Origin of the sequence: Streptomyces sp. NBC_00829 (assembly GCF_045161795.1) — a bacterium.
Taxonomy (GTDB): Bacteria; Actinomycetota; Actinomycetes; order Streptomycetales; family Streptomycetaceae; genus Streptomyces.
In genome coordinates, this window is record NZ_CP108867.1 from 8,631,625 (window position 1) to 8,652,427 (window position 20,803).

At 66.5% G+C, this 20,803-nt stretch carries 15 protein-coding genes and 3 pseudogenes; 11 read left to right on the forward strand and 7 right to left on the reverse strand.

Annotation, left to right across the window (positions count from 1 at the left end):
- The first annotated feature begins 85 nt into the window (after nt 1-85).
- The 9 genes from OG293_RS38635 (at nt 86) to OG293_RS38675 (ending at nt 13,353) form a co-directional block, all read left to right on the forward strand.
- Nucleotides 86-3,571, forward strand: coding sequence for an indolepyruvate ferredoxin oxidoreductase family protein (locus OG293_RS38635; RefSeq protein ID WP_406003385.1), 3,486 nt, complete (start codon nt 86-88; stop codon nt 3,569-3,571).
- A 72-nt stretch (nt 3,572-3,643) separates the two neighbouring features.
- Nucleotides 3,644-4,726, forward strand: coding sequence for a Glu/Leu/Phe/Val dehydrogenase (locus OG293_RS38640; RefSeq protein WP_406003386.1), 1,083 nt, complete (start codon nt 3,644-3,646; stop codon nt 4,724-4,726).
- 54 nt (nt 4,727-4,780) lie between these two features.
- On the forward strand, nt 4,781-5,494 hold the full coding sequence (locus OG293_RS38645) for a GntR family transcriptional regulator (protein WP_406003387.1): 714 nt from the start codon (nt 4,781-4,783) through the stop codon (nt 5,492-5,494).
- 216 nt (nt 5,495-5,710) lie between these two features.
- The gene (locus tag OG293_RS38650; protein ID WP_406003388.1) at nt 5,711-6,055 is read left to right on the forward strand and encodes an ATP-binding protein; all 345 of its coding nucleotides are present in this window, start codon (nt 5,711-5,713) and stop codon (nt 6,053-6,055) included.
- Between the two features lie 119 nt (nt 6,056-6,174).
- Entirely contained in the window at nt 6,175-7,311 is a 1,137-nt protein-coding gene (locus tag OG293_RS38655) for a pyridoxal phosphate-dependent aminotransferase (RefSeq protein WP_406003389.1), read from the forward strand.
- Between the two features lie 194 nt (nt 7,312-7,505).
- The gene (locus tag OG293_RS38660; RefSeq protein ID WP_406003390.1) at nt 7,506-9,617 is read left to right on the forward strand and encodes a hydantoinase/oxoprolinase family protein; all 2,112 of its coding nucleotides are present in this window, start codon (nt 7,506-7,508) and stop codon (nt 9,615-9,617) included.
- Nucleotides 9,614-11,347 (forward strand): hydantoinase B/oxoprolinase family protein, encoded by a 1,734-nt coding sequence (locus tag OG293_RS38665; RefSeq protein ID WP_406003391.1) that lies wholly within the window; start codon nt 9,614-9,616, stop codon nt 11,345-11,347. Before OG293_RS38660 ends, OG293_RS38665 begins: the two co-directional genes overlap by 4 nt.
- Before the next feature lie 162 nt (nt 11,348-11,509).
- Nucleotides 11,510-12,778, forward strand: a complete 1,269-nt coding sequence (locus OG293_RS38670) for an MFS transporter (RefSeq protein ID WP_406003392.1) — start codon at nt 11,510-11,512, stop codon at nt 12,776-12,778.
- On the forward strand, nt 12,775-13,353 hold the full coding sequence (locus OG293_RS38675) for a cysteine hydrolase family protein (RefSeq protein WP_406003393.1): 579 nt from the start codon (nt 12,775-12,777) through the stop codon (nt 13,351-13,353). Before OG293_RS38670 ends, OG293_RS38675 begins: the two co-directional genes overlap by 4 nt.
- 10 nt (nt 13,354-13,363) lie before the next feature.
- Here OG293_RS38675 and OG293_RS38680 read toward each other — a convergent pair.
- Both OG293_RS38680 and OG293_RS38685 read right to left on the reverse strand, forming a co-directional pair.
- Nucleotides 13,364-13,784 (reverse strand): annotated as a pseudogene (locus OG293_RS38680) (transposase).
- Between the two features lie 37 nt (nt 13,785-13,821).
- A pseudogene (locus OG293_RS38685) lies at nt 13,822-14,489 on the reverse strand (transposase); the annotation flags it as partial.
- A 238-nt stretch (nt 14,490-14,727) separates the two neighbouring features.
- On the opposite strand from OG293_RS38685, the gene OG293_RS38690 reads away from it, so the two are divergent.
- A complete protein-coding gene (locus tag OG293_RS38690; RefSeq protein WP_405997214.1) occupies nt 14,728-16,170 on the forward strand; it encodes an NF041680 family putative transposase in 1,443 nt (480 codons plus the stop codon).
- Between the two features lie 59 nt (nt 16,171-16,229).
- Here OG293_RS38690 and OG293_RS38695 read toward each other — a convergent pair.
- The 5 genes and pseudogenes from OG293_RS38695 to OG293_RS38715 form a co-directional block, all read right to left on the reverse strand.
- Nucleotides 16,230-16,481, reverse strand: a pseudogene (locus tag OG293_RS38695) (DUF642 domain-containing protein); the annotation flags it as partial.
- A gap of 64 nt (nt 16,482-16,545) precedes the next feature.
- Nucleotides 16,546-16,935 carry a helicase associated domain-containing protein gene (locus OG293_RS38700; protein WP_406003840.1) on the reverse strand — a complete coding sequence of 130 codons (390 nt, stop codon included), beginning with the start codon at nt 16,933-16,935 and terminating at the stop codon, nt 16,546-16,548.
- On the reverse strand, nt 16,893-17,270 hold the full coding sequence (locus OG293_RS38705) for a helicase associated domain-containing protein (RefSeq protein WP_406003394.1): 378 nt from the start codon (nt 17,268-17,270) through the stop codon (nt 16,893-16,895). Before OG293_RS38705 ends, OG293_RS38700 begins: the two co-directional genes overlap by 43 nt.
- A 242-nt stretch (nt 17,271-17,512) precedes the next feature.
- On the reverse strand, nt 17,513-18,058 hold the full coding sequence (locus tag OG293_RS38710; protein WP_331752076.1) for a hypothetical protein: 546 nt from the start codon (nt 18,056-18,058) through the stop codon (nt 17,513-17,515).
- Nucleotides 18,059-18,089: 31 nt separating this feature from the next.
- Nucleotides 18,090-19,733, reverse strand: coding sequence for a trypsin-like serine peptidase (locus OG293_RS38715; protein WP_406003395.1), 1,644 nt, complete (start codon nt 19,731-19,733; stop codon nt 18,090-18,092).
- A gap of 791 nt (nt 19,734-20,524) precedes the next feature.
- Here OG293_RS38715 and OG293_RS38720 point away from each other — a divergent pair.
- Nucleotides 20,525-20,677 carry a hypothetical protein gene (locus OG293_RS38720; RefSeq protein WP_406003396.1) on the forward strand — a complete coding sequence of 51 codons (153 nt, stop codon included), beginning with the start codon at nt 20,525-20,527 and terminating at the stop codon, nt 20,675-20,677.
- Nucleotides 20,678-20,803: the final 126 nt, after the last annotated feature.

Consider the following 20,803-nt stretch of genomic DNA (forward strand, 5'->3'; position numbering starts at 1 on the left):
CCCGTTGACCAATAGGTCACTTCTGCTTCTAACATTTGCGCCAATTGAACAGTCAGCCTGCCCCTGTCGTCAGTTAGGTGATCGCATGACTGCTGCGCAAGCCGCCCCGGACGGGCTGAAAGGCTTCGCACTCGAGGACCGGTACCTCCGAGGCGAGGGGACCGTCTACCTGACCGGGATTCAGGCCCTGGTACGTCTGCTGCTCGACCGGATCAGACACGACCGGCGTGCGGGAATGAACACCGCAGCCTTCGTCTCCGGCTACGAAGGCTCGCCGTTGGCAGGTTTCGACCTGGAACTCATGCGCCGCACCCACCTGCTCGCCCAGCATGACGTGGTACACCAGCCGGGCCTCAACGAGGAACTGGCAGCCACCTCCGTCATGGGAAGTCAATTGGCGGGCGAGGTGGGCAACCTGCGCTGTGATGGGGTGATGGGACTCTGGTACGGCAAGGCTCCCGGCCTTGATCGGGCCACAGACGCGCTGCGTCACGCCAATCTCGTGGGCACGCACGCTCGCGGAGGCGCACTCGTCCTCGTGGGCGACGACCCCGCGGCAAAGTCCTCCTCGGTTCCCTGCGCGTCCGACTTCGCCCTGGCGGACCTCGCCATGCCGGTCTTCTATCCGGCCGATTCCCAGGACGTACTTGACTACGGGATGCACGCCGTGGAGCTGTCCCGAGCCAGTGGCGTATGGGCCTCGATGAAGGTCGTCGCCAATGTCGCCGATGCTGCGGGCACCGCCATCGTGCACGGCGCCTGGACGCCTCCCGTCCTGCCCTCGGGCGCGTACACGCACCGCCCCGACGGCCACCTCCTCGGCAGCAGTCTCGCGGCACTGGAGCGCAGCCTCCACACCGTGCGGCTCCCGCTCGTCCACGACTACCTGCGCGCCGCCAAAGTCAACCGCATCCTGAACCGCACGCCCGCCGACCGGATCGGCATCATCACCGCCGGCAAGGCACACCTCGACGTCCAGCAGGCCCTACGAAGCCTCGGCCTGGACGAAGAAGCGTGCAGCCGGCTCGGGATCCGGTTGCTCAAGCTCGCGGTCATCCACCCCGTAGAGCCCGCCATCGTACGTGAGTTCGCTGCAGGTCTGAGCGAGATCGTCGTGGTGGAGGAGAAACGGTCCTTCGTCGAAGTCGCCGTCAAGGACATCCTCTACGGCAGCCCCCAGGCGCCTGCCGTCCACGGAAAGCGCGGACCAGACGGGACAACCCTGCTGAGTGAGCTCGGGGAGCTCGGCCCCGAAGCCGTCGCCATTGCTCTGAGCCGGCGCCTGAGCGACTACGGGGTGCGGCCCCCGGCAACAGCGCCGCGGACGCGCGAGCGCATCAACCTGCCGCTGCTGACGCGGACGCCCTACTTCTGCTCAGGCTGTCCGCACAACTCCTCGACGAAGGTTCCTGACGGATCCCTCGTCGGTGCCGGCATCGGCTGCCACACAATGGCGGTGTTCATGGAACCCGACCAGGTGGGCAACGTCGTCGGCATGACACAAATGGGTGGTGAAGGGGCCCAGTGGATCGGGATGGCTCCCTTCCTCCAAGACGACCACTTCGTGCAGAACATCGGCGACGGCACCTTCATGCACTCGGGAAGCCTCGCCATTCGCGCCGCTGTCGCCGCCAGCGTCAACATCACCTACAAGCTGCTGTACAACTCCGCCGTGGCCATGACAGGCGGACAACAAGCGGTCGGCGCCCTGCCGGTCGAGCGCATCGCCTCACTGCTGCTCCTCGAAGGCGTCTCCAAGGTGATCATCACCAGTGACGCGCCTGAACGTCTACGCAAGGCCGCCCTGCCCAAGCAGGTACAAGTGCGCCACCGAGACGAACTCCTCAGCAGCCAGGAAGAACTTGCTGCCACCCCCGGCGTCACCGTGCTTGTCCACGATCAGGAATGTGCCGCCGAGAAACGGCGCAAGCGCCGCCGCGGAAAGGCAGCGACCCCCGCCACGCGTGCTGTGATCAACGAAAGGATCTGCGAGGGCTGCGGGGACTGCGGCACCAAGTCCAACTGCCTCTCCGTGCAACCGGTCACGACCGAGTTCGGGCGAAAAACAGTGATCAACCAGTCCTCGTGCAATCTCGACTTCTCCTGCCTGGACGGAGACTGCCCCTCCTTCGTGACCGTGACGCCGACCGGCCGCACAGCCCGCCGGACACTGCCCGACCTTGCCCCGGCCGATCTGCCCGAACCCGCGCTCAATGCCGCACGCGACACCTTCACCATGCGCATCGCCGGCGTCGGAGGGACCGGCGTGGTCACCGTGGCCCAGATCCTTGCCACCGCCGCGGTCCTCGACGGGAAGTACGTGCGCACGCTCGACCAGACGGGCCTGGCACAAAAGGGCGGCGCGGTCGTCTCCGACATAAAGATCACATCGACTCCTCTCGAGCAGGCCGCGAAGCTGGCCACCGCCGAGTGCGACCTGTACCTCGTCTGCGATCTCCTGGTCGGGGCCGACCGGAAGTACCTCGCTGTCGCCGACCCGCGACGCACCACCTCGGTGGTCTCCACGACGGAAGTTCCCACCGGCCGGATGGTCGTCGACGCCACGGTCGCCTTCCCCGACCAGCAGCAGGTCAACGACGCCATCCGCAGCGCGAGCGAGCGCGCCTTCCACCTCGATGCCCGAGCCCAGTCCGAAACCCTCTTCAACGACGATCAGTACGCCAATGTGCTGCAACTCGGAGTCGCCTACCAAAGCGGAGCCATGCCCTTGTCCTCCCAGGCGATTGAGCAGGCCATCACACTCAACGGCACGGCGGTCGAAGCCAACCTGCAGGCCTTCCGTCGAGGCAGGCAGATGCTGGCCGACCCCCAAGCGCTGCGCGCAGCATCGACACCCAGGACACCTCACCTCACCCCGCGTCCGGCGCCGGCCTCCACCGCACAGATCATGTCCCTCGTAGCGGCCGGGCCCGGCACCGAACTTGCCGGATTGCTCGAGCTCCGCATCCCCGACCTCATCAGGTACCAGAACGAGCGTTACGCGCGCAGCTACGCCCTGTTCGTGGAACAGGTCCGTGACCTGGAGGAGGGCTCCACCGCCGTCGCCGAGGCCGTCGCCCGCAATCTGTACAAACTGATGGCTTACAAGGACGAGTACGAAGTCGCGCGGCTCGCTCTCGACGAAGGCCTCAAGCATCAGATCGAAGAGCAGTTCGGTACGGGCTCACGCTTCTCCTACCGCCTCCACCCGCCCGTTCTGCGAGCCCTGGGTATGAAACGCAAGATCAGCCTGGGTCCTTGGTCCCGCCCCGCGTTCCGGGTGCTGCACGCCCTGCGCGGACTTCGTGGCACCCGGCTGGACCCCTTCGGGCAGGCCCACATACGCCGCGTCGAGCGCTCACTCATCCACGACTACCGGGGCACCATTCTGGATGCCCTCTCCAGCGACGGCCACGACCCCCGGCTCGTCAAGGATCTCGCGGAACTGCCCGACATGGTGCGCGGCTACGAACAGATCAAACTGCGCAACGTCGCCCTCTATCGGAGCCGGCAGGCCGACCTCCTCGCCAGGCTGCACCTCTCGTCCTCCGACCCGGCCTCCGCCCCTTGACCAGTTCACCCAACCCCCGCTCACTTCCCCGGAGCAACCGGCGGAAAGGGCGCCTGCCATGTGGAGTTCCCCATGCCCGTGACCATCTCAGCCCCGTCCAGTGACACACCTGCCCTCGAGCATGAGCAGATCGTCCTGCGTCGCGGCGAGCGATCCGGACTGCCGCTCCTCATCGCCGTGCACTCCACGCGCCTGGGGCCTGCTTTGGGGGGTTGCAGGGTGTGGCAATACCCCTCCTGGCGGGAAGGCCTTGAGGATGTCCTGCGCCTCTCCAGCGCGATGACGCTCAAGTGCGCGGCGGCCGACCTTCCGACGGGAGGGGGAAAGTCTGTCATCGCCCTGCAGCCGGGGCAGCGGCTGGAAGGAGAGCAGCGCCGCGCGGCCTTCCGGGATCTGGGTGAGGCCGTCGATGCCCTTGGCGGGGCCTACCGCACCGCGGAGGACGTCGGGACCTCCACCGCCGACATGCACATCGTCAGGGAGCGCACGCGCCATGTGTTCGGCCTGCCCACGGAGCACGGAGGCATCGGCGAGCCCGCGGCCCCGACCGCACTCGGCGTCTACGCCGCCCTGCGTTCAGCGCTCAAGCGCATCAACGGTTCCCACCGGGTCGAAGGACTGCGCATCACCGTCTCGGGACTCGGCCAGGTGGGCACCCGGCTGACGCAGCGGCTGGCCGAGGAAGGCGCGGTGCTCACGGTCACCGATGTGGATGCCACCCGGGCGATCGTGGGCGCGGAACTGGGAGCACGGTGGGTTTCCCCGGAGCAGGCATGGACGATCCCGGCCGACGTCGTCATCCCTGCCGGAGTCGGCGGTGCCTTGACTACCGACGTCATTCGCGGTCTCGATTGCCGTGCCGTTGTGGGACCGGCAAACAACCAGCTTGCGCACGACAGCGGTGCGGACCTGATGGCGGAGCGGAACATCTTGTGGGCGCCGGACTTCGTGGCCAACGCCGGGGGCGCAATCTTCGCCATCCTGGCGGACGACCAGCGGCTTGACCCGGTACGTGTCCTGCAGCGCGTTGAGGGCATCGAGAGCACCCTCGATGCCGTCTTCGATCGGGCAGCGGCGACCGGAACCACCCCCTTGCAGGCAGCCCGGACGCTTGCCCACGAACGACTCGACCTCACGCCTCACGGAACCGACTGAGGATCTGGGATCCTAGCGGGTGGTACTAGGATCCCCGATCGTTACGATGGTCGAGTGAAGTATCTGCCTGCGATCCTCAGCACCGACCACTCCCACCCGAACGCTACTGAGCGCGCCTACCTCGCGATCAAGCGGCGCATCATCGAGCTAGATCTGGCCCCGGGTGCCCATGTCACCAAGACAGAGCTCTCCCGTCTGGCCGACGCTGGCACCATGCCTGTCCGGGAGGCTCTGACTCGGCTGCAGCGGGATGGGCTGGTCCAGGTGCTGCCTCGGTCGGGGTACCGCATCTTGCCCGTGACACTCAAGGGCACGCGAGACCTGTGCGCATTCCGGCAGCTTTTGGAGACGGAGGCCGCCGGGCTTGCTGCCGAACGCGGGTGCTCGGAGGCGAGCCTTGCCCGCATGGAGGAGCTTCTCGGCGCTACGTACGTGCTCGGTGACCCCGACAGCGTCAATGCTTTTCTGCGGGCCAACTTCGAGTTCGACGCGATCATCGCCAACAGTTGCGGCAACGACATGCTCGCCCAAGCGATCACTCGCGTCTTCGACGAGCTCGAACGTGTCCTGCGGATCACGCTGAAGTCGCTGCCCTTCTCGACCTCCGCGGCACATCAGCGCGCGGTGATCCTCAAGGCCATCCGAGAACGCAATCCTAATGTGGCTCGTGTGGCCATGCGTGAGCGTACGGGGGCCTCGCAGCAGCACATCCTCGACACGCTCATGTCGAGCGACTCGGTTACGGAGGCCAGCATCCAGGTCTCCTGAACCGGGAAAATTCTCCCGACGTTCCGGAACTGTTGACAGGGGGCTCATCTGGTGATGAACTGAGATCTCAGTTCATCAAATAGAGATCTCATGGGGACCTCCTGAGACGCTCGCTCACCCTGCAGTGAGACGACCATGAACACCACACTCCGCCCCACCCCTTGCATCTTCGCATTCCCTCCCCGCCCGTCTGCGGTGCCAAGACTCCGACGCTGCGTGATCGACGCGCTTGTCGAATGGGGATATGCGGAGGAAGACGAGCTCGTTTACACCTTCGGGCTGGTCGCCACCGAATTGATCACCAATGCCGTGATACACGCCGGCATGCTCACGCCGAGCATCAGCATGCTGCTCAGCGTCAGCGGCGGCACGCTTCGGCTCGGAATCCGCGACAACCACACCACCCAACCTCAGCGCCGTGCGGCCTCCATGGAGGCCACGTGCGGCCGCGGCACAACCATCGTGGACATCCTCCTCGGGGAACTGGGCGGGCGCCTCAGGTCGGAGCACCACCGCGTAGGCAAAACCGTCTGGGCCGAACTGCCGATAGGCCTCGGGTGATCCGAGTGCTGACGTACTCGCCGCCTGCGTCACTCCCGAAGGCCCACTCCGCATCATGCCGCGGCTGCTGTTCCCCGCACGGCAGCAGCAGCCCCGCTCCGGCCCTCGAAGGGAATCCCATGATTCTGCAACGACTGCCCGCCCTCGCCCTTGCCGAACGGGCGCTCGAGCAGTCAGGACCCAGCGCCGATCTGGTCCCCATGGCAGGCGTGCCGGTCATCCCCATGCCCAGCCATGTCATAGAAGCCGCCCGGACAGCGGCCGGCCAGGTGTTCCCCCGCCGCAGCCGCGGCTCCGCCGCTCTGCGGCGCGCCATCTCCGAGCACCTCGCCGTCTCGCTGCGGCTCACCGTGGACCCGGAGACAGAACTGGTGATCACCCACGGGGCCCAGCACGGCATGAGCGTGGCTCTCAGAGCCCTGCTCGAACCCGGCGACGAAGTCATCGTTCCTGCTCCCACCTACTTCTTCGACGGCATGTTGCGTCTTGCCGGAGTGCATCCGCGCTATGTGCCGTCTATTGAGAGCCGAGGATGGGAGCACGATCCCGAGGCGATCGAGGATGCGGTCACTCCCGCCACCAAAGCACTGCTGATCTGCAATCCCAACAACCCCACCGGGCATGTCCCCAGCCGGCAACGGCTCGAACAGCTGCTGGACGTAGCAGCCCGGTACGGGCTGATCGTTTTCGCCGACGAGTCCTACGAACGCTACGTTTGGGACGGACCCGGCTACGTGCCGCAGCTGCTGCTGCGGGAGCGCCATGCCGATCTTGTCACCGTCACCAGCCTCAGCAAGAACTACGCCTTCACCAGCTGGCGAGTTGGCTACATCAACGCTCCGGCCCACTTGCTCACAGCCATCCACCACGCCCTTGAGTGGGACGCCATCAACGTCGGCGATGTAGCGCAGGCTGCCGCCGAAGCCGTACTTGCCGGGCCTCAGGAATGGATTGAACCGGCCTTCGCGACCATGCGCTCTCGCCGCGACCTCCTCCTGGACGGCCTCAGGCGGGCAGGACTGACGGCCGTCCGCCCTGACGCAGGGATCTTCACCTTCGCCGACTGCACGAGCCTGGAGACTCAGGGCCGCCAGCTCGAGGACCTGCTGCTGGAACAGGGCATTACGGCGATCGCTGGCGACGCCTTCGCGGGCCCTGGCACCCACGCCCGCATCCTCTACGGCGGAAGCGCCGCCGACCTGGCTGAAGTCGGCAGACGGCTGCGAGTGCTTGCCTCCCAGATACGGCGCCGCTGAGCGGCTCGTCGGTCGTCAACTCCGCCTACTGCCAGGCGAGTCCCAGCATCTCCCAGTGAACAAAGGCGCCACGACCCTCCAAAAAGATCTCAGATCCTATTGATGAGATCTCAGTTTGCTTCTATGGTCCACCGTACCGGCCTGCGTGAGGTGTGTTCAGGCCACCCCAGGGCCCAGTCTCGAAGGAGCCGAACGTGTCAGCAGCAACCAGGACCGAACACGACGGTGGCTGGCGGATCGGCGCGGATATCGGAGGCACCTTCACCGATGTCATCGCCCTCGGCCCTGAAGGCCGCGTCGTGCCCGTCAAAGTCCTCTCAACGCCCCCCGACTTCGCCACCGGAGTACTCAACGGAACAACATCCGCTCTGTCCGACGCCGGTGCCGAGGCCCAACAGGTCCACGCCATGCTGCACGCCACCACCGTGGCGACCAACGCCATCCTTGAGAGACGCGGTGCCCGCACGGCCCTGGTCACCACCAAGGGTTTCAGGGATGTCCTCGAGCTCGGTCGGTTGCGCCGCCCCCTCCTGTACGACCTGTCCTGGGAAAAGCCCGTTCCCCTGGCTCCCCGGCGCTACCGTTACGAACTCCATCAGCGCATCACGGCCGACGGCCACCTCGAGCCCGCCGCCGACAGTGCCGAACTGGCCGACCTGGCCGACCAGATCCGCACCGCGGGCATCGAAGCCGTCGCCGTCTGCCTGATCAACTCCCACATCCGTCCCGACGAGGAACGCCGCGTCACGGCAGAGCTGCGATCCCTCCTGCCTGGCGTGTACGTCACAGCCTCCGTCGACGTCTCCCCCCAGATGCAGGAGTTCGAGCGCACCAGCACAGCCGTCGTGAACAGCTACGTCGGACCGCAGGTACACGACTACGTCACGGCACTCAGCGACGGACTGTACGACGAAGGCGTCACAGCACCTCTGATGATCATGCAGTCCAGCGGAGGCCTCCTCGACGCCCAGTCCGTGGTGGAGCGTCCCGTCCAGATCATCGAATCCGGACCCGCCGCCGGTGTCATCGCCGTCCAGAAGCTCGCCCAGCTCATGAACCTGGGCTCCGTCGTGGCCTTCGACATGGGAGGAACCACAGCCAAAGCCTCCCTCATCGAGAACGGAGAGTCCTTCGTCGCAGCCGACTACGAGGTCGGCGGGGGCATGAACCTCACCCGCAGCATGGGCAAGGGCGCCGGCTACACCGTACGAGTCCCATCCATCGACATTGCTGAGGTCGGCGCCGGCGGCGGCAGCATCATCTCCACCGATGCTGCCGGATCCCTGCGTGTCGGCCCAGGAAGTGCCGGTTCACGGCCGGGCCCCGCCTGCTACGGCAACGGAGGCGACAACCCCACTCTCACCGACGCCAACGTCGCTCTGGGCTACCTCAGCCCTCACGCCCTCGCCGGCGGTCGTGTCGCGATCCGGCCCGACCTCGCCGAGAAGGCACTCGAAACCGTGGCCCAGCAGCTCAATTCCGACATCCCCTCAGCGGCCCGCGGCGCCTTCGAAGTAGCCGTCTCCAACATGACCAAGGCGGTCAAGGCCGTCACGAGCGAGCGAGGCCGCGATCCCCGCGAGGCCATCATGGTGGCCTTCGGAGGAGCGGGCCCGCTCTACGGCGCTGCCCTGGCCAAGGAACTGGGCATCGACACCATCATCGTCCCTGTCCATACCGGCCTGTTCAGCAGCCTCGGACTTCTGGTCGCGGACACGGAACGACAGCTGGTCGTGCCCCACCGCACCGAACTCGACCAACTCGGACCGCTCTCATGTGAGTTCGAGCGCATGTCCAAGGAAATCGTCGCAGCGCTCCTCGAAGCCGCGCCTAACGCCGAAGCAGAAACACAGCGCATCCTCGACATGCGCTATCGCGGCCAACGGTTCGAACTGCCTGTCACCGTGCCCAACCGCGAGCTGACGCCCGCCCTCATGGCCGCGGCCCGCGAGCAGTTTCACGCCGAACACCGTCGCACCTACGGCCGCGCAGGCAGCGACGACCTGGTCGAGATCGTCAACATCCGCGTCCGAGGCCGCGTACGCAACCCGATCACCATCGATCAAGCGCTGCGGGCGCCCTCCCCCGCCCCCCGGCCGGCAACCACCCGGACCTGCAGGTTCGACCAGACCGAACCCACACGAATCATCGCCCGCACCGAGCTCGCCGCGCATCCCGAACCCGGACCCCTGGTCGTCGAGGACATGGACTCCACCACCCTGGTGCCCCCCGGAGCCACAGCTCACCTCGACAGCCTCAACAACATCGTCATCAGCTGGAACTCGGCAACGGAGGAAAGGTCATGAGCACGCGCCCCATCCGCGACGCCGCCACGTTCGAGGTGTTCCGCAACGCGGTATGCGGTCTCGCCGACGAAATGGCGATCACCATCCTGCGAACCGCGCATTCCCAGATCGTCGCCTCCAGCATGGACTTCTCCGCCGCCCTGTGTGACGCCTCAGGCCGCGTCATCGCCCAGGCCAACACCTGTCCCGTCCACCTCGGCTCGATCCCCGAAGCGATGAGCGCCGTTCTCAACGCCTTCGGCAACGAAGTGCGCGCCGGCGACGTCTACCTCCTCAACGACCCAGACCTCGGCGGCATGCACCTGCCCGACATTTTCGCGGTCGCCCCCATCTTCACCGACGAGGCGGAACTGATCGGCTACTCCGTCACGGTCGTCAACCACGCGGACGTGGGAGGATGGGCTGCCGGATCGATGGCCGTGCAGTCCACCAGCATCTTCGCCGAGGGCGTCCAGATCCCACCCTCCCGGCTCGTGGACGCCGGCACCCTCAACGAGACGTTCCTCGCCCTGATCCTTCGCAACGTGCGCGAACCCGCCCTCCTGCGAGGGGATCTCGAGGCCCAGCTCGCCGCCTGCCACGCCGGCGGCGAAGGACTCAAGCAGCTCGCCAAACGCCACGGTTCCGACGGACTGACAGCCCTGAACGACGAGCTCCTCAACTACTCGGAGACACTGCTGCGCGCCGAGTTGGCGGAAGCACCCGACGGCACACACACGTTCGAGGACCACATCGACGACGACGGACTGGGATCACCACCCATCCCCTTCCGGGTGGCCGTCACCATCAGCGGCGATTCACTTCACCTGGACTTCACCGGCTCCTCCCCCCAGGTGGCCTCTGCCCTGAACGCCACCGCCTCCTTCACCAAGTCGGCCTCCTACGCGGCCATCCAGGGCGCGCTCGGGTCCGACATCCCGGCCAACAGCGGCTTCTACCGCCCCTTCACCTTCGTCATCCCCGACGCATCCATCCTCAACGGTCGGCGCCCCTCCGCCCGCGGCGCACGAGGCCTGGTCGCCTACCGGATCATCGACACCGTCCTCGGCGCCCTGGCACCAGTCTTCCCGCACCGTGTCCCTGCGGCAGGCGACGGCGGCCCCGACTCCATCGCCATCGGCGTCACGGAAGAGGACGGATCCAGCGCCGTCCTGTGGGACATCCTGTGCGGCGCCTGGGGCGCAAGGCCTGACCGCGACGGAGTGGACGGCATCAGTCCGCTGGGCGCCAACCTGGCCAACACCCCCATCGAAGAACTCGAGCAGTCCGGCCACCTGCGCATCGACGGATACGGCTACCTTCCGGACACCGGCGGCCCGGGACGGTGGCGCGGCGGCCTCGCCACTTTCCGCGACATGACGATCCTGCACCCCGAGGCATCGGTCCAGATCCGATCCGACCGTCGCACGCACCTGCCCTATGGGCTTCAAGGAGGAGCCAAGGGCACTCCGTCGTCCAACATCCTCAACCGAGGATCCTCACAGGAACAGCTCCTGCCCTCCAAGGTCATCCAGACCTTCAGCGCCGGCGACCAGCACCGTCACATCACCGCTGGAGGAGGCGGCCACGGAGATCCCTTCACCCGTGAAGTCGACGGAGTCCTTCAGGACGTACTCGATGAGAAAGTGACCGTCGCACGGGCAGCCTGCGATTACGGCGTTGTCATCACCGCCGACGGAGCGGTCGACACGAGTGCCACGCGCGCACTCCGCTCCGCCTCGCGCCTCTAGCCGCTCTCGGCATCCCGCTCCCCCACGCCCCAGCCCCCCAACCCATGAGAGGTTACCAACATGGCTGAGGTCTCAGTCCCCACCGTCCCCGATCGCTCCATGCGACGGGTATGGCGCAAAGTAGGCGCGCGCATCATCCCCCTCGTCGGGGTCGCGTACGTCATGAGCTATATCGACCGCGCCAATCTTGGCTACATGGCCCAGCCCCTCAGCCAGGACCTCGGTTTCACCGCCGCACAGCTAGGCCTGGCCTCCGGACTGTTCTTCATCGGCTACGTCCTCGTAGAGGTGCCCAGCAACATGATGCTGCGCCGTTTCGGAGCCCGAAGGTGGATAACACGCATCCTTGTCACGTGGGGTGCGGTCACGATGTCAACAGCAGCTGTCCAAAACGTCGGACAGCTCTACGCCATGCGAATACTGCTCGGTTTCGCCGAAGCAGGCCTGGCTGCAGGAATCCTTCTCTACATGACCTTGTGGTTTCCCCGGAGCCAGCGGGCTTGGGCCATGTCCGCATTCTTCATGATGATCCCGCTCTCCGGAATCATCGGCTCGCCCATGGCCGCCGCGCTCTTGTCATGGGGGCAGATCCTCACGGGACTCACCGGATGGCGGTCGCTGTTCCTCGTCGAAGGCCTCCTCACCGTCCTGACCGGCATACTCATCTTCACTCTGCTACCCGACCGGCCCAAGGACGCCAAGTGGCTGACCGCGGCGGAGAAGGAAGCAATTGAAAACAGGCTTGCCCAGGAAGCCGCCCACCAAGAGGCCCACGGCGCCCTCACTGGAATGCGGCAGGCGCTCTCCAGCGGACGCGTCTGGGCCCTCGCCCTCGCCTTCTTCGCCGTCGTCTTCGGCCTCTATCCCATTGCGTTCTTCCTGCCCACCATGATCTCCACCCTCACCGGCAGCATCTCCGGGACCTCAAACATCAACAGCGTCCTCCTGGCGGGAATCCCGTCAGCTATGGCGATCATCGCCATGCTGGCCTGGCCGAAGATTGCCTCGCGCAAGTCCGCGGTGTTCTCCACCGCTGTGCCCATGGCCTTGGGCGTGCTGGGACTCCTCCTGGCCACGTTCACGCGCAACAACGTGCTGTTCATCATGGCCTTCTGCCTCAGTGTCTCCGGCATCTTTACGGCCATGCCACAGTTCTGGCGGCTGCCTCCCCTGTGTCTCACCGGAGCCGCGGCGGCATCAGGCATCGCCCTCATCAACTCCGTCAGCAATCTCAGCGGCTTCGTCGGACCCTATTTGACGGGGGCCATCGCCTCGGCGACCGGCAACTACACCTATGCACTGCTCACCATCGCCCTCATCATGACCGCCGGACTGGCGATCCTCCTCACCGTCGGCCGCAGGGCCGAGCAAGCTGGAGGCAAGCAGCCGGAAGAGGTCCTCCAGTCTCTGGCAGAGGAGAAGATCGCATGACCGGATCACTGAACACGGCTCTCATCGTCGGTGACATGCAAAGCGGCATCCTGGCCAACTACCCGTTCAGCCAGACGCCGCTCGGCCCACTTCGGTCCGTACTGTCCGCTGCCCGTGCCCACAGCCTGCTCACGGTCTTCGTGCGCACCGAGCTGCGCCCATCGGGCATCGACGTTTCTGACAACAACCTACTGTTCAAGCAGTTCCACGAGGTCGGCACCCTGTTTCACGAGGGCGCAGGTGAGACTGCGATCGCCTCGCAACTCGACGCCCAGTCGGACGATCCCATCGTCACCAAGCGGCGTACCAGCGTCTTCACCGGTACGGACTTCGACCTTCTCTTGCGGGCGCAGCGGATCGAAACCCTGGTGCTGACAGGCGTGGCGACCAGCGCGATGATCGCAGCCACACTCCTCGACGCCCTGGACCGCGACTACCGAGTCACCGTCCTCAGCGACGCCTGTGCGGACGGTGAACCGGACGTCCATGACTTTTTGATGGAACGGGTCTTCCCCGCACGTGGCGCCCAGGTCATGACATCGACCGCTTGGATCAACCAGCTGGAGCATTACTGACTTCGGCTTGTCAGGGTGATGTTGGGTTGTCGAGGGTCAGGCCGGTGCCTGCTATGAAGCCGTTGAGGGTGTCGGGCCGGTACTGGAGGCGTTTGATCCGGTTGCGTACGAGGGCCTCGAGTCGGTCGAGGGCGACGACGGCGAGGTTGGCCAGGCTGCGTTTGACATGTGCCCATACCCACTCAACGGGGTTGAGGCCGGGCGAGCAGGCGGGCAGCAGGAACACCGTCAGCCATGCGCGCTCGGCGATCAGTTCTCGTATGGCGTGTGAGACATGGGTGTTCAGACGGTCCCACACCAGCACGATCGGCGCTTTGACGAGCTGGTGGGTGCCGTCGATCATCGCGCTCGCCCATACTGCGGCGCACGCCTTTGCCCGAGGGGTGGGTGCGCAGGCGGTGGCACAGCCGGGTGCGGAAGCCGGGCCGCATCGCGATCAGCCCGGCCACGGACAGACGTCCCGAGCGCCACGGTCCACCGTTTGCCGGCCTGGATCGGGGCGGGTACGCCCTTGCGGGCGATCTCGCCGGTGAAGCCCCACTCCTGGAGCAGGGTGCGGGATTTGTTGTTGTCGTAGCCCCGGTCGAGGTTGGCGTTCACGTCGTCCGGCAGGGGCCGACCTGCCCCATGGCTGCCTGGAGGGTCGGTCCGAGCAGGGGCGAGTCGTGGCGGTTGGCCCCTGCCGCAGCCAGGCCGAGCGGGACGCCGTGGGTGTCGGTGGCGATCGAGCGTTTCAGCCCCTGCTTCCCGCGGTCTACCGGGGACCGGCCGGCGTGCTGGCCGCCGCACGGGGCATTGGTGATACAGCCGTCCACGGATATCTCGGAGAGTTCCAGGCCGATCATGCGGTCGTATGCCTGAAGGGCGAGGTCGTGCACGGCTGAGGAGATCCCTTGTTCCGCCCACTCTTTGACGCGTCGACGGATGGTCCGATCGGAGCATCCCGGGGGTGGAGATCCGCTCGTAGCCCGAGCCGTGGACCAAGGCGAGCACCACGTGCTCGAAGACGGTCCGGTCGGACACCCGGCGACGGTGGCAGCCAAGCGGATGGTTTGCGGCGAATTCTTCCCGGACGGGCAGGAGCGAGGCGAACTGTCCCAGAGAGGGTCGAGCAGGCAAGATGGAAGCGCGGGCACGGTTGTCCGTCGCGGTCACAGAGTGTGGAGAACTCCATGATCACGTAGATCCGTGCCCGTTCTGCTGCCCGCCGAGATCTCTGGCACCTATTACAGGTCGGTCTTAGCTTGAAATTTAACCTTCAGTGATCGTTTGAGGTTCGGATCGTTCACTCACATGGGGATCTGCCGGACATGGCGACGACCTCCCTTTCACGCTGTGTGATGTCGAGTCGCACAACGGGCCGGGAGGTCGTCAGTGTCGAGTGTCGTCCCTGGAGCCGCTCATCGGCAGGCACTTGCCGAACTGTCCTCCTTTCGAATGGAGTTGTACGCGGCAATGCCCCGCCGTGCCGATGCGTTGTTCGAGTTGACGGACGCGGTGCTGTGCGCGGGCGGCCCGGTGGTGTCGCTGCCGGAGTTGTCGCTTGAGACAGTTCACCGGCGTGGGCACGGGGCGATGTACGACGCGCTCGCCCGAGGCCGCCTGGATGTGTCGCGGCTGCGGTTGGCGCTGGCCGGGCTGGAGCTTCCGCGCGGGACGGACCGGCAGATCTCGATCGCGCTGGACGTGACACCGTGGCCGCGCCCGGACGCGGAGTGCTCGCCGGACCGGCTGCACTGCCACCGCCCGTGCCGCTGCGACGGGGTGCGGCAGACGATTCCGGGCTGGCCCTACCAGGTCGCCGCCGCGCTGGGCGGCGGACGGACCTCGTGGACCGGGCCGCTGGACGCGGTCCGCCTCGGCCCGGACGATGACCTGACCGAGGTCACCGCCGCCCAGGTCCGGAACCTGCTCACGCGCCTGCGCGAGGCTGGTCAGTGTCGCGAGGGCGACCCCGAGGTGCTGTTCGTGCTGGACGCCGGCTACGACATCGTGCGGCTGACGTGGTTGCTGCGCAACGAGCCGGTCCGGCTGCTCGGGCGGATCCGCGCCGACCGCGTCATGCACCACCCGCCAGGGCGCCGCAGGGGACCCACCAAAGGCCGCCAACCGCGTCATGGCGCACCCTTCCGGCTGGCCGACCCGGCCACCCACCCCGCACCCGTCCAGGAGTCCACCACCCGTCATGACCGGTTCGGTGCCGTGACCGCCCGCTGCTGGGGACGCCTGCACCCCAAACTCGAACGCCGCCAGGGCGGTTGGGCCGATCACCCGGGTGACCTGCCCAACGTGGAGGGAACGCTGGTACACCTCGCGGTCGAGCGCCTGCCCGGCAACCGCGATCCCAAGCCGCTATGGCTATGGCACTCGGCCCCCGACGCCGACACTCACGACGTCGACCGCCTGTGGCGGATCTTCCTGAGAAGATTCGACATCGAACACACATTCCGGTTCTGGAAGCAGGCCCTGGGCATGACCCGCCCCCGCCTGCGTCACCCCGCTCAGGCCGACCGCTGGGTCTGGCTGATCCTCGCCGCCTACACCCAGCTCCGACTCGCCCGCACCCTCACCGGCGATCTGCGCCGGCCCTGGGAGAAGCCACTCACATCGGATCAGCTCACTCCCGGCCGGGTCCGCCGCGGCTATCCCCGCATCCGCAAGATCCTGGGCACTCCCGCGAAACCGCCGAAAGCCACCCACCCCGGCCCAGGCCGCCCACGGGGCACCACCACCAGCCCCGCCCCCCGACACCCCGTCGGCAAACACCAGCACAAAAAGGACACCCCTCGACCCGAAGAACCGAGGGGAAACCTTTAATTTCAAGCTTAGACTGCGGTTTTCCGAAGCAGGCTGACCAGTATTGACGCCAGGACACCTCAGCAGCTGCTGCCACAGCTACAGCAGTTCTTGACCTGGACGTCGTCGATGACAGGGCCGTAGGCGGTGCCGGTGGTGCTGGCGAACGTCAGCCTGGTGGCAGGGTTGTTGGCTACGAAGGTGAACTGCCGTGTCACATAGCCCATGTTCGTGAATGTCTTGCCAGTTGTGTCGAAAGTGAAGTCCTGGAACTTCTGCCCGTCGATGGCGACTTCGCCCGTCTTGACGGTCGGCAGACCGCCGGGGTTCGCGTGAGTGCGCGCTGGGCCAGCGGGTGTGCCGGCTCGGTTCCGTCGAGCTCCAACTGGGTGATGGTCACCGCTTTCCTGCCGACCATGGCGGCAAGGTCTGCACGGACCGGGCGGGCGGGCAGGTCGGTCGCGGGGACGGCGAGCGCGCCCACCGCCGCGGTGACCGTCGCGCACAGGAATTCCTTGCCGCGGTCCACCCGGATCTGACCGGGCAGCCCGCCCACCGGACCGAACGGCTCGCTGCGGCGCGCTGCCATTCCACGGGCCAGGTGGGGCACCACGATGGGTCGATCTCTTCCAGCTGTTCGCGTCGATCTTCCGGCAGGGCGCCGGCCGACGACTCCACTGGCAGCCCCTCCGCACGCCGTTGCTCGAACTTCTGCACCTTGCGGGCGGCGGCCCGCTGGTTCTTCAGCCAGATCCCGACCCTGTAGCCCTGGTGCGTGGCGTCCAGCGGAGCAAGGAGGTGGCCCGCCTTCGCGGCCCATCCACAAAAAAAAAAAAAAAAAAAAAAAAAAAAAAAAAAAAGGCGGCAGTGAGGCCTTCTTCCCAGGCGACGTCGAAGTGGCTCCAGATCATGCCGAGCTTCTCCAACTGCATGGCGCGGTCTTGGTCCATGTCGCTGCGGGCGTAGAAGCGGCGGGCATCGGCGGTCCACTGCCCCAGCGGGAAGTTCGCGAGCGAGGCCGGCCATCCTTCCGCCGCCGCGTCCTGTCCGGCCGGGACGCGGTACGTGAACGGCACGCGCAGGTTGCCGTGTTCGCGGGCGTAGATGACGGCGGCCTCCACCCCGCGCCGCCAGTGCTCGTGCTCGGGGTTGAGAACGCGCAGGTTGATGAACGCGGCAAGGGCGGCCGGGTCGCGGGGCGTGGAGAACTTCAGCAGGGCCTTGGCGGGGGCACTGACGCCTCCGGAGCCGTCGCCGCTCCCGGTCGTGCTCTTCCCGCTCTCGTCCTTGGCTACGGGGCCTGGTGGTCGGTTCTGTGGCGGGGGCCGCCGTGCGGTGACGGCGGCCCCCGGTACTGTCGGGGTCAGGTGTTCCGGGTCCTCCGGCGGCGCACGGCGGTGTAGCCCACGGCGGCCAGGACTATCGCGCCGCCGCCGACGACTGCGGCAATGGTGCCGGTGCGGCTGAAGGAACCGGCCGCCTGCTCGCAGTACCGGTCGTTGTCGTCCTTGACCGTGATGGTCAGGTGACCCCGCTTGCCGATCGCTGCGGACTTCTCATGCTGCCCGGCGATGTCGACCGGGTAGCTTCCCGGCCGGATGTCGCAGCTGATGGTGCCGTAGCCCTCCCCGAAGCTGTTCTTCCGCATCTCCACGGTCACGTCCTTGGTGAACGCCGGAGACTTCACGGTGAAGCTGCCGTTGCCGTCCGCGGCCAGGGAGGTCAGGTCGACGTCGGACGTGACCACAACGGGTGCACCCTGCTGAAGGGGGCCGTCCGCGGTGCTGTCGCTGTCGTTTTCGCGGATGCTGATGCTCAGGCCCGGACCGTCCGCCGCCGAGGCTGTGTGAGGGCCCGTTAGGCCGATGATGGTCGCGGTGAGAGCGGTCGCTGCAGTGTGCAGGTACATCTCGCGTACCTCGCCTTCCTGAAAGGGGGGTTCAGCCGGCCTTGGGCGGCACGAGCAGGGTTTCACGGCCGAGGGTGGTGGAGGTGTCGGTGTAGAGGGTGGTCTCACCGTCCGACCAACGCACCAGCAGGTCGTCGGGCTCGCCCTGCGTGTAGGCGCCCGCGGTCATGACAGCGGCGTGGGTCCACAGTTGGTTAGAGGACACCATCCGGACTTCCGTTCCCACACCGGAGGGGCCCGCGTCGCGGTAGAGCGAGAGCTTGCCGTCCGACCAGCGCACTATCACGTCCCAGTTGGGGCCGCCGGTGAAATTGCCGGCGGTGAGGATCGTGGCGTCCTTCCAGGTGTCGTTGGGGTCCTTGAGCTTGTGCTCGTGGAGGAGGCCGCGGCCGTCGACGTCGGTGTAGAGGGAGAGTTCGCCGTCGACCCAGCGGACCATGAGGTCGTCGGTCCACTTGTTGTCGCTGTAGCGTCCGGCCGTGATCTGGATGGCGTTCCGCCAGGTGTCGTCGGGCTTCTGGAGCTGCGTCTCCTTGGCGAATCCGCCCTGGCCGTCGACGTCGGTGTAGAGGGTGACTTCGCCGTCCACCCAGACCACGACGAGGTCGGAGGAGTCGCTGCCGCTGAAGTCACCTCCGGCGATGACCTTGGCGTCCTTCCAGGTGTCGGACTTCGTGATCCTCTTCTCGCCGGAGAAGCCGCCCTTGCCGTCACCGGCGTAGAGGGTGACCTCGCCGTCCGTCCAGACCACGATCATGTCGGTCTTGCCGTCGCCGTTGTGGTCACCGGAAGCCATCTTCTTGGCGTTGGTCCACAGGCCGCCGCCGGTGGGGTACATGCTGTAGCCACGCGGGTATTTCTGCGGTTCGGTGTTGTTCTTCGCGGCGGCGTAGATCTCCAGGGCATGCTTGTCGTAGGTCACGGCGAAGGAGATGCGGTCGCTGTCGTTCTCCAGGCCGCCGCCGTAGTAGCCGCCGAGGTTGCCGATCACGGTTCCGCTGCCGGTCGTGGTGTTCAGGCCGGTGATCCAGGGGCTTCCGGAGGTGCCTCCGTAGAAGCCGCCGCACTCCATGCGCATCTGCCGGTAGCCGGGAAGCTGCCGGGTTGTGACGCCGGGGCAGATGATCGGCCGCTTCTTCGGGTTGTGGCTTCCCGGGTAGCCGACCACGGTCACGTTCTGGCTGTAGTCGCCGTTCACCTGGCCGAGCTTGAGAGCGGCGCCGACAGCCTTCTGCAGGCTGTGGTTGCTGCTGTTGGTGCCTACCCGGGCGAAGGCGTAGTCCAGGTCGGAGTAGGCGTCACGGGTGGGCTTGTCACCCACCTTGTACCAGCGGGAGTCGCGGATCCACTTCTGCACCGGGAAGCGGCCGTAGGGGGCGGGGTTCGTCGCCGGGCCGTCGTAGCGGGGCACGAACATGCCCTTGCTGCCGCCCGAGCAGTGTGCGGCGGTCAGGATGACGTTGCCCTGCGGGCTGTCGATGACACTGGCCGAGCAGAAACGCCCTTCCAGTTTGTCTCTGGCGGGGTCCCGTGTGTAGTGGAAGAAGGTGCCGACAGTGGGGACGCCTCCGAAGTAGTGGCCGTCATTGGCGGCTGCCGCAGCCGACAGGCGTGCGGCGGGCTTCCAGCCGGCGGGCGCCTCGGGGCGGGGAGAGTCCGGTGTGGCTGCGGCCATCCGCTCGGGTGTCCAGAACTCCTCGGCCGCTTCGCTCGTCCACTGGTCGTCTTCGACCGCATCGTCATCGTCGGCGGAGGGTGCGGGCGTAGACGGTGTAGTAGAGGGCGCCGAGGGTGCAGAGGGTGTGGGTGTTGCCGACGTGGAGGGTGCGGAGGGATCCGACGGCGTGGAGCGTGCGGGGCTGGTGGAGGGTGCAGTCGGGGGAGGGGTGTCTGCGATGGCGGGCGTGGCAGTTGCCAGGACGAGCGCACCGGCTGACATCAGTAGCTTATGTATTCGGGTTATGCGCATGTTTCCTCAACATGTATGGAGCTCTTGGCATGCTGGTGGTCCCTTACGGGCGGCCCAGTCGGCTTGACACACGCCGGACTCGACACTGGCAAGCCCGACTGCGGGCACGGTGGTAGTTGGGTCCGCGGCAGCGGCAGACGCTTCGTGCGGTCGCGACCGCGACGACTGCGCCGTTCCAGCCGTTACTTCAGGGAGAGCTTGTTTCCCCGGTCATCCGATCCGTTTTGATCGAAGCGCGGCGCCGACGGCAACCGCGCCCGCCGCAGCGGGCACGCACTGGTACCTGGTCATGAGCCCCCGTTCCGCTAGCCGTGGCCGGACGGGCGAGTTGGTCAGACTCCCCCGTGCTCCAGCCCGGCATGCATGTCCTCGGCAGATCACTGCCGACCTTGATCCAAACCTACCTCTTATGTGCGTATCTCAGCTTGTTCTTTATGGTCCGAGCCGTCTTGAGAGTGCGTAACGCGACCCGATCAGATGCTGAGTAGGGTTTGGCCATGGCCAAGAGGTTGGGGCGGCGGCCCAAGGTGGAGCAGGACAGCGGCGTTGAGGACGTGACACTGTCCATCCTGGAGTGGCTGGGCGAGCAGGGGGTCGGTGCCGTGATCCGAGTCGACGCGGAGCGCATGCGTGACGGTCAGCCGGTGTGAGTGGGCGTGTTGGTGGCATTGGGTGGGTGTCAGCAGAGCGGGGTGCTAAGAACCTGACGCTGTCGGGGATCTTGAGAAGTGGCAGCTTGAGGACACGGTCGGCCGACGGCTCCCGTTTCCCAGGCG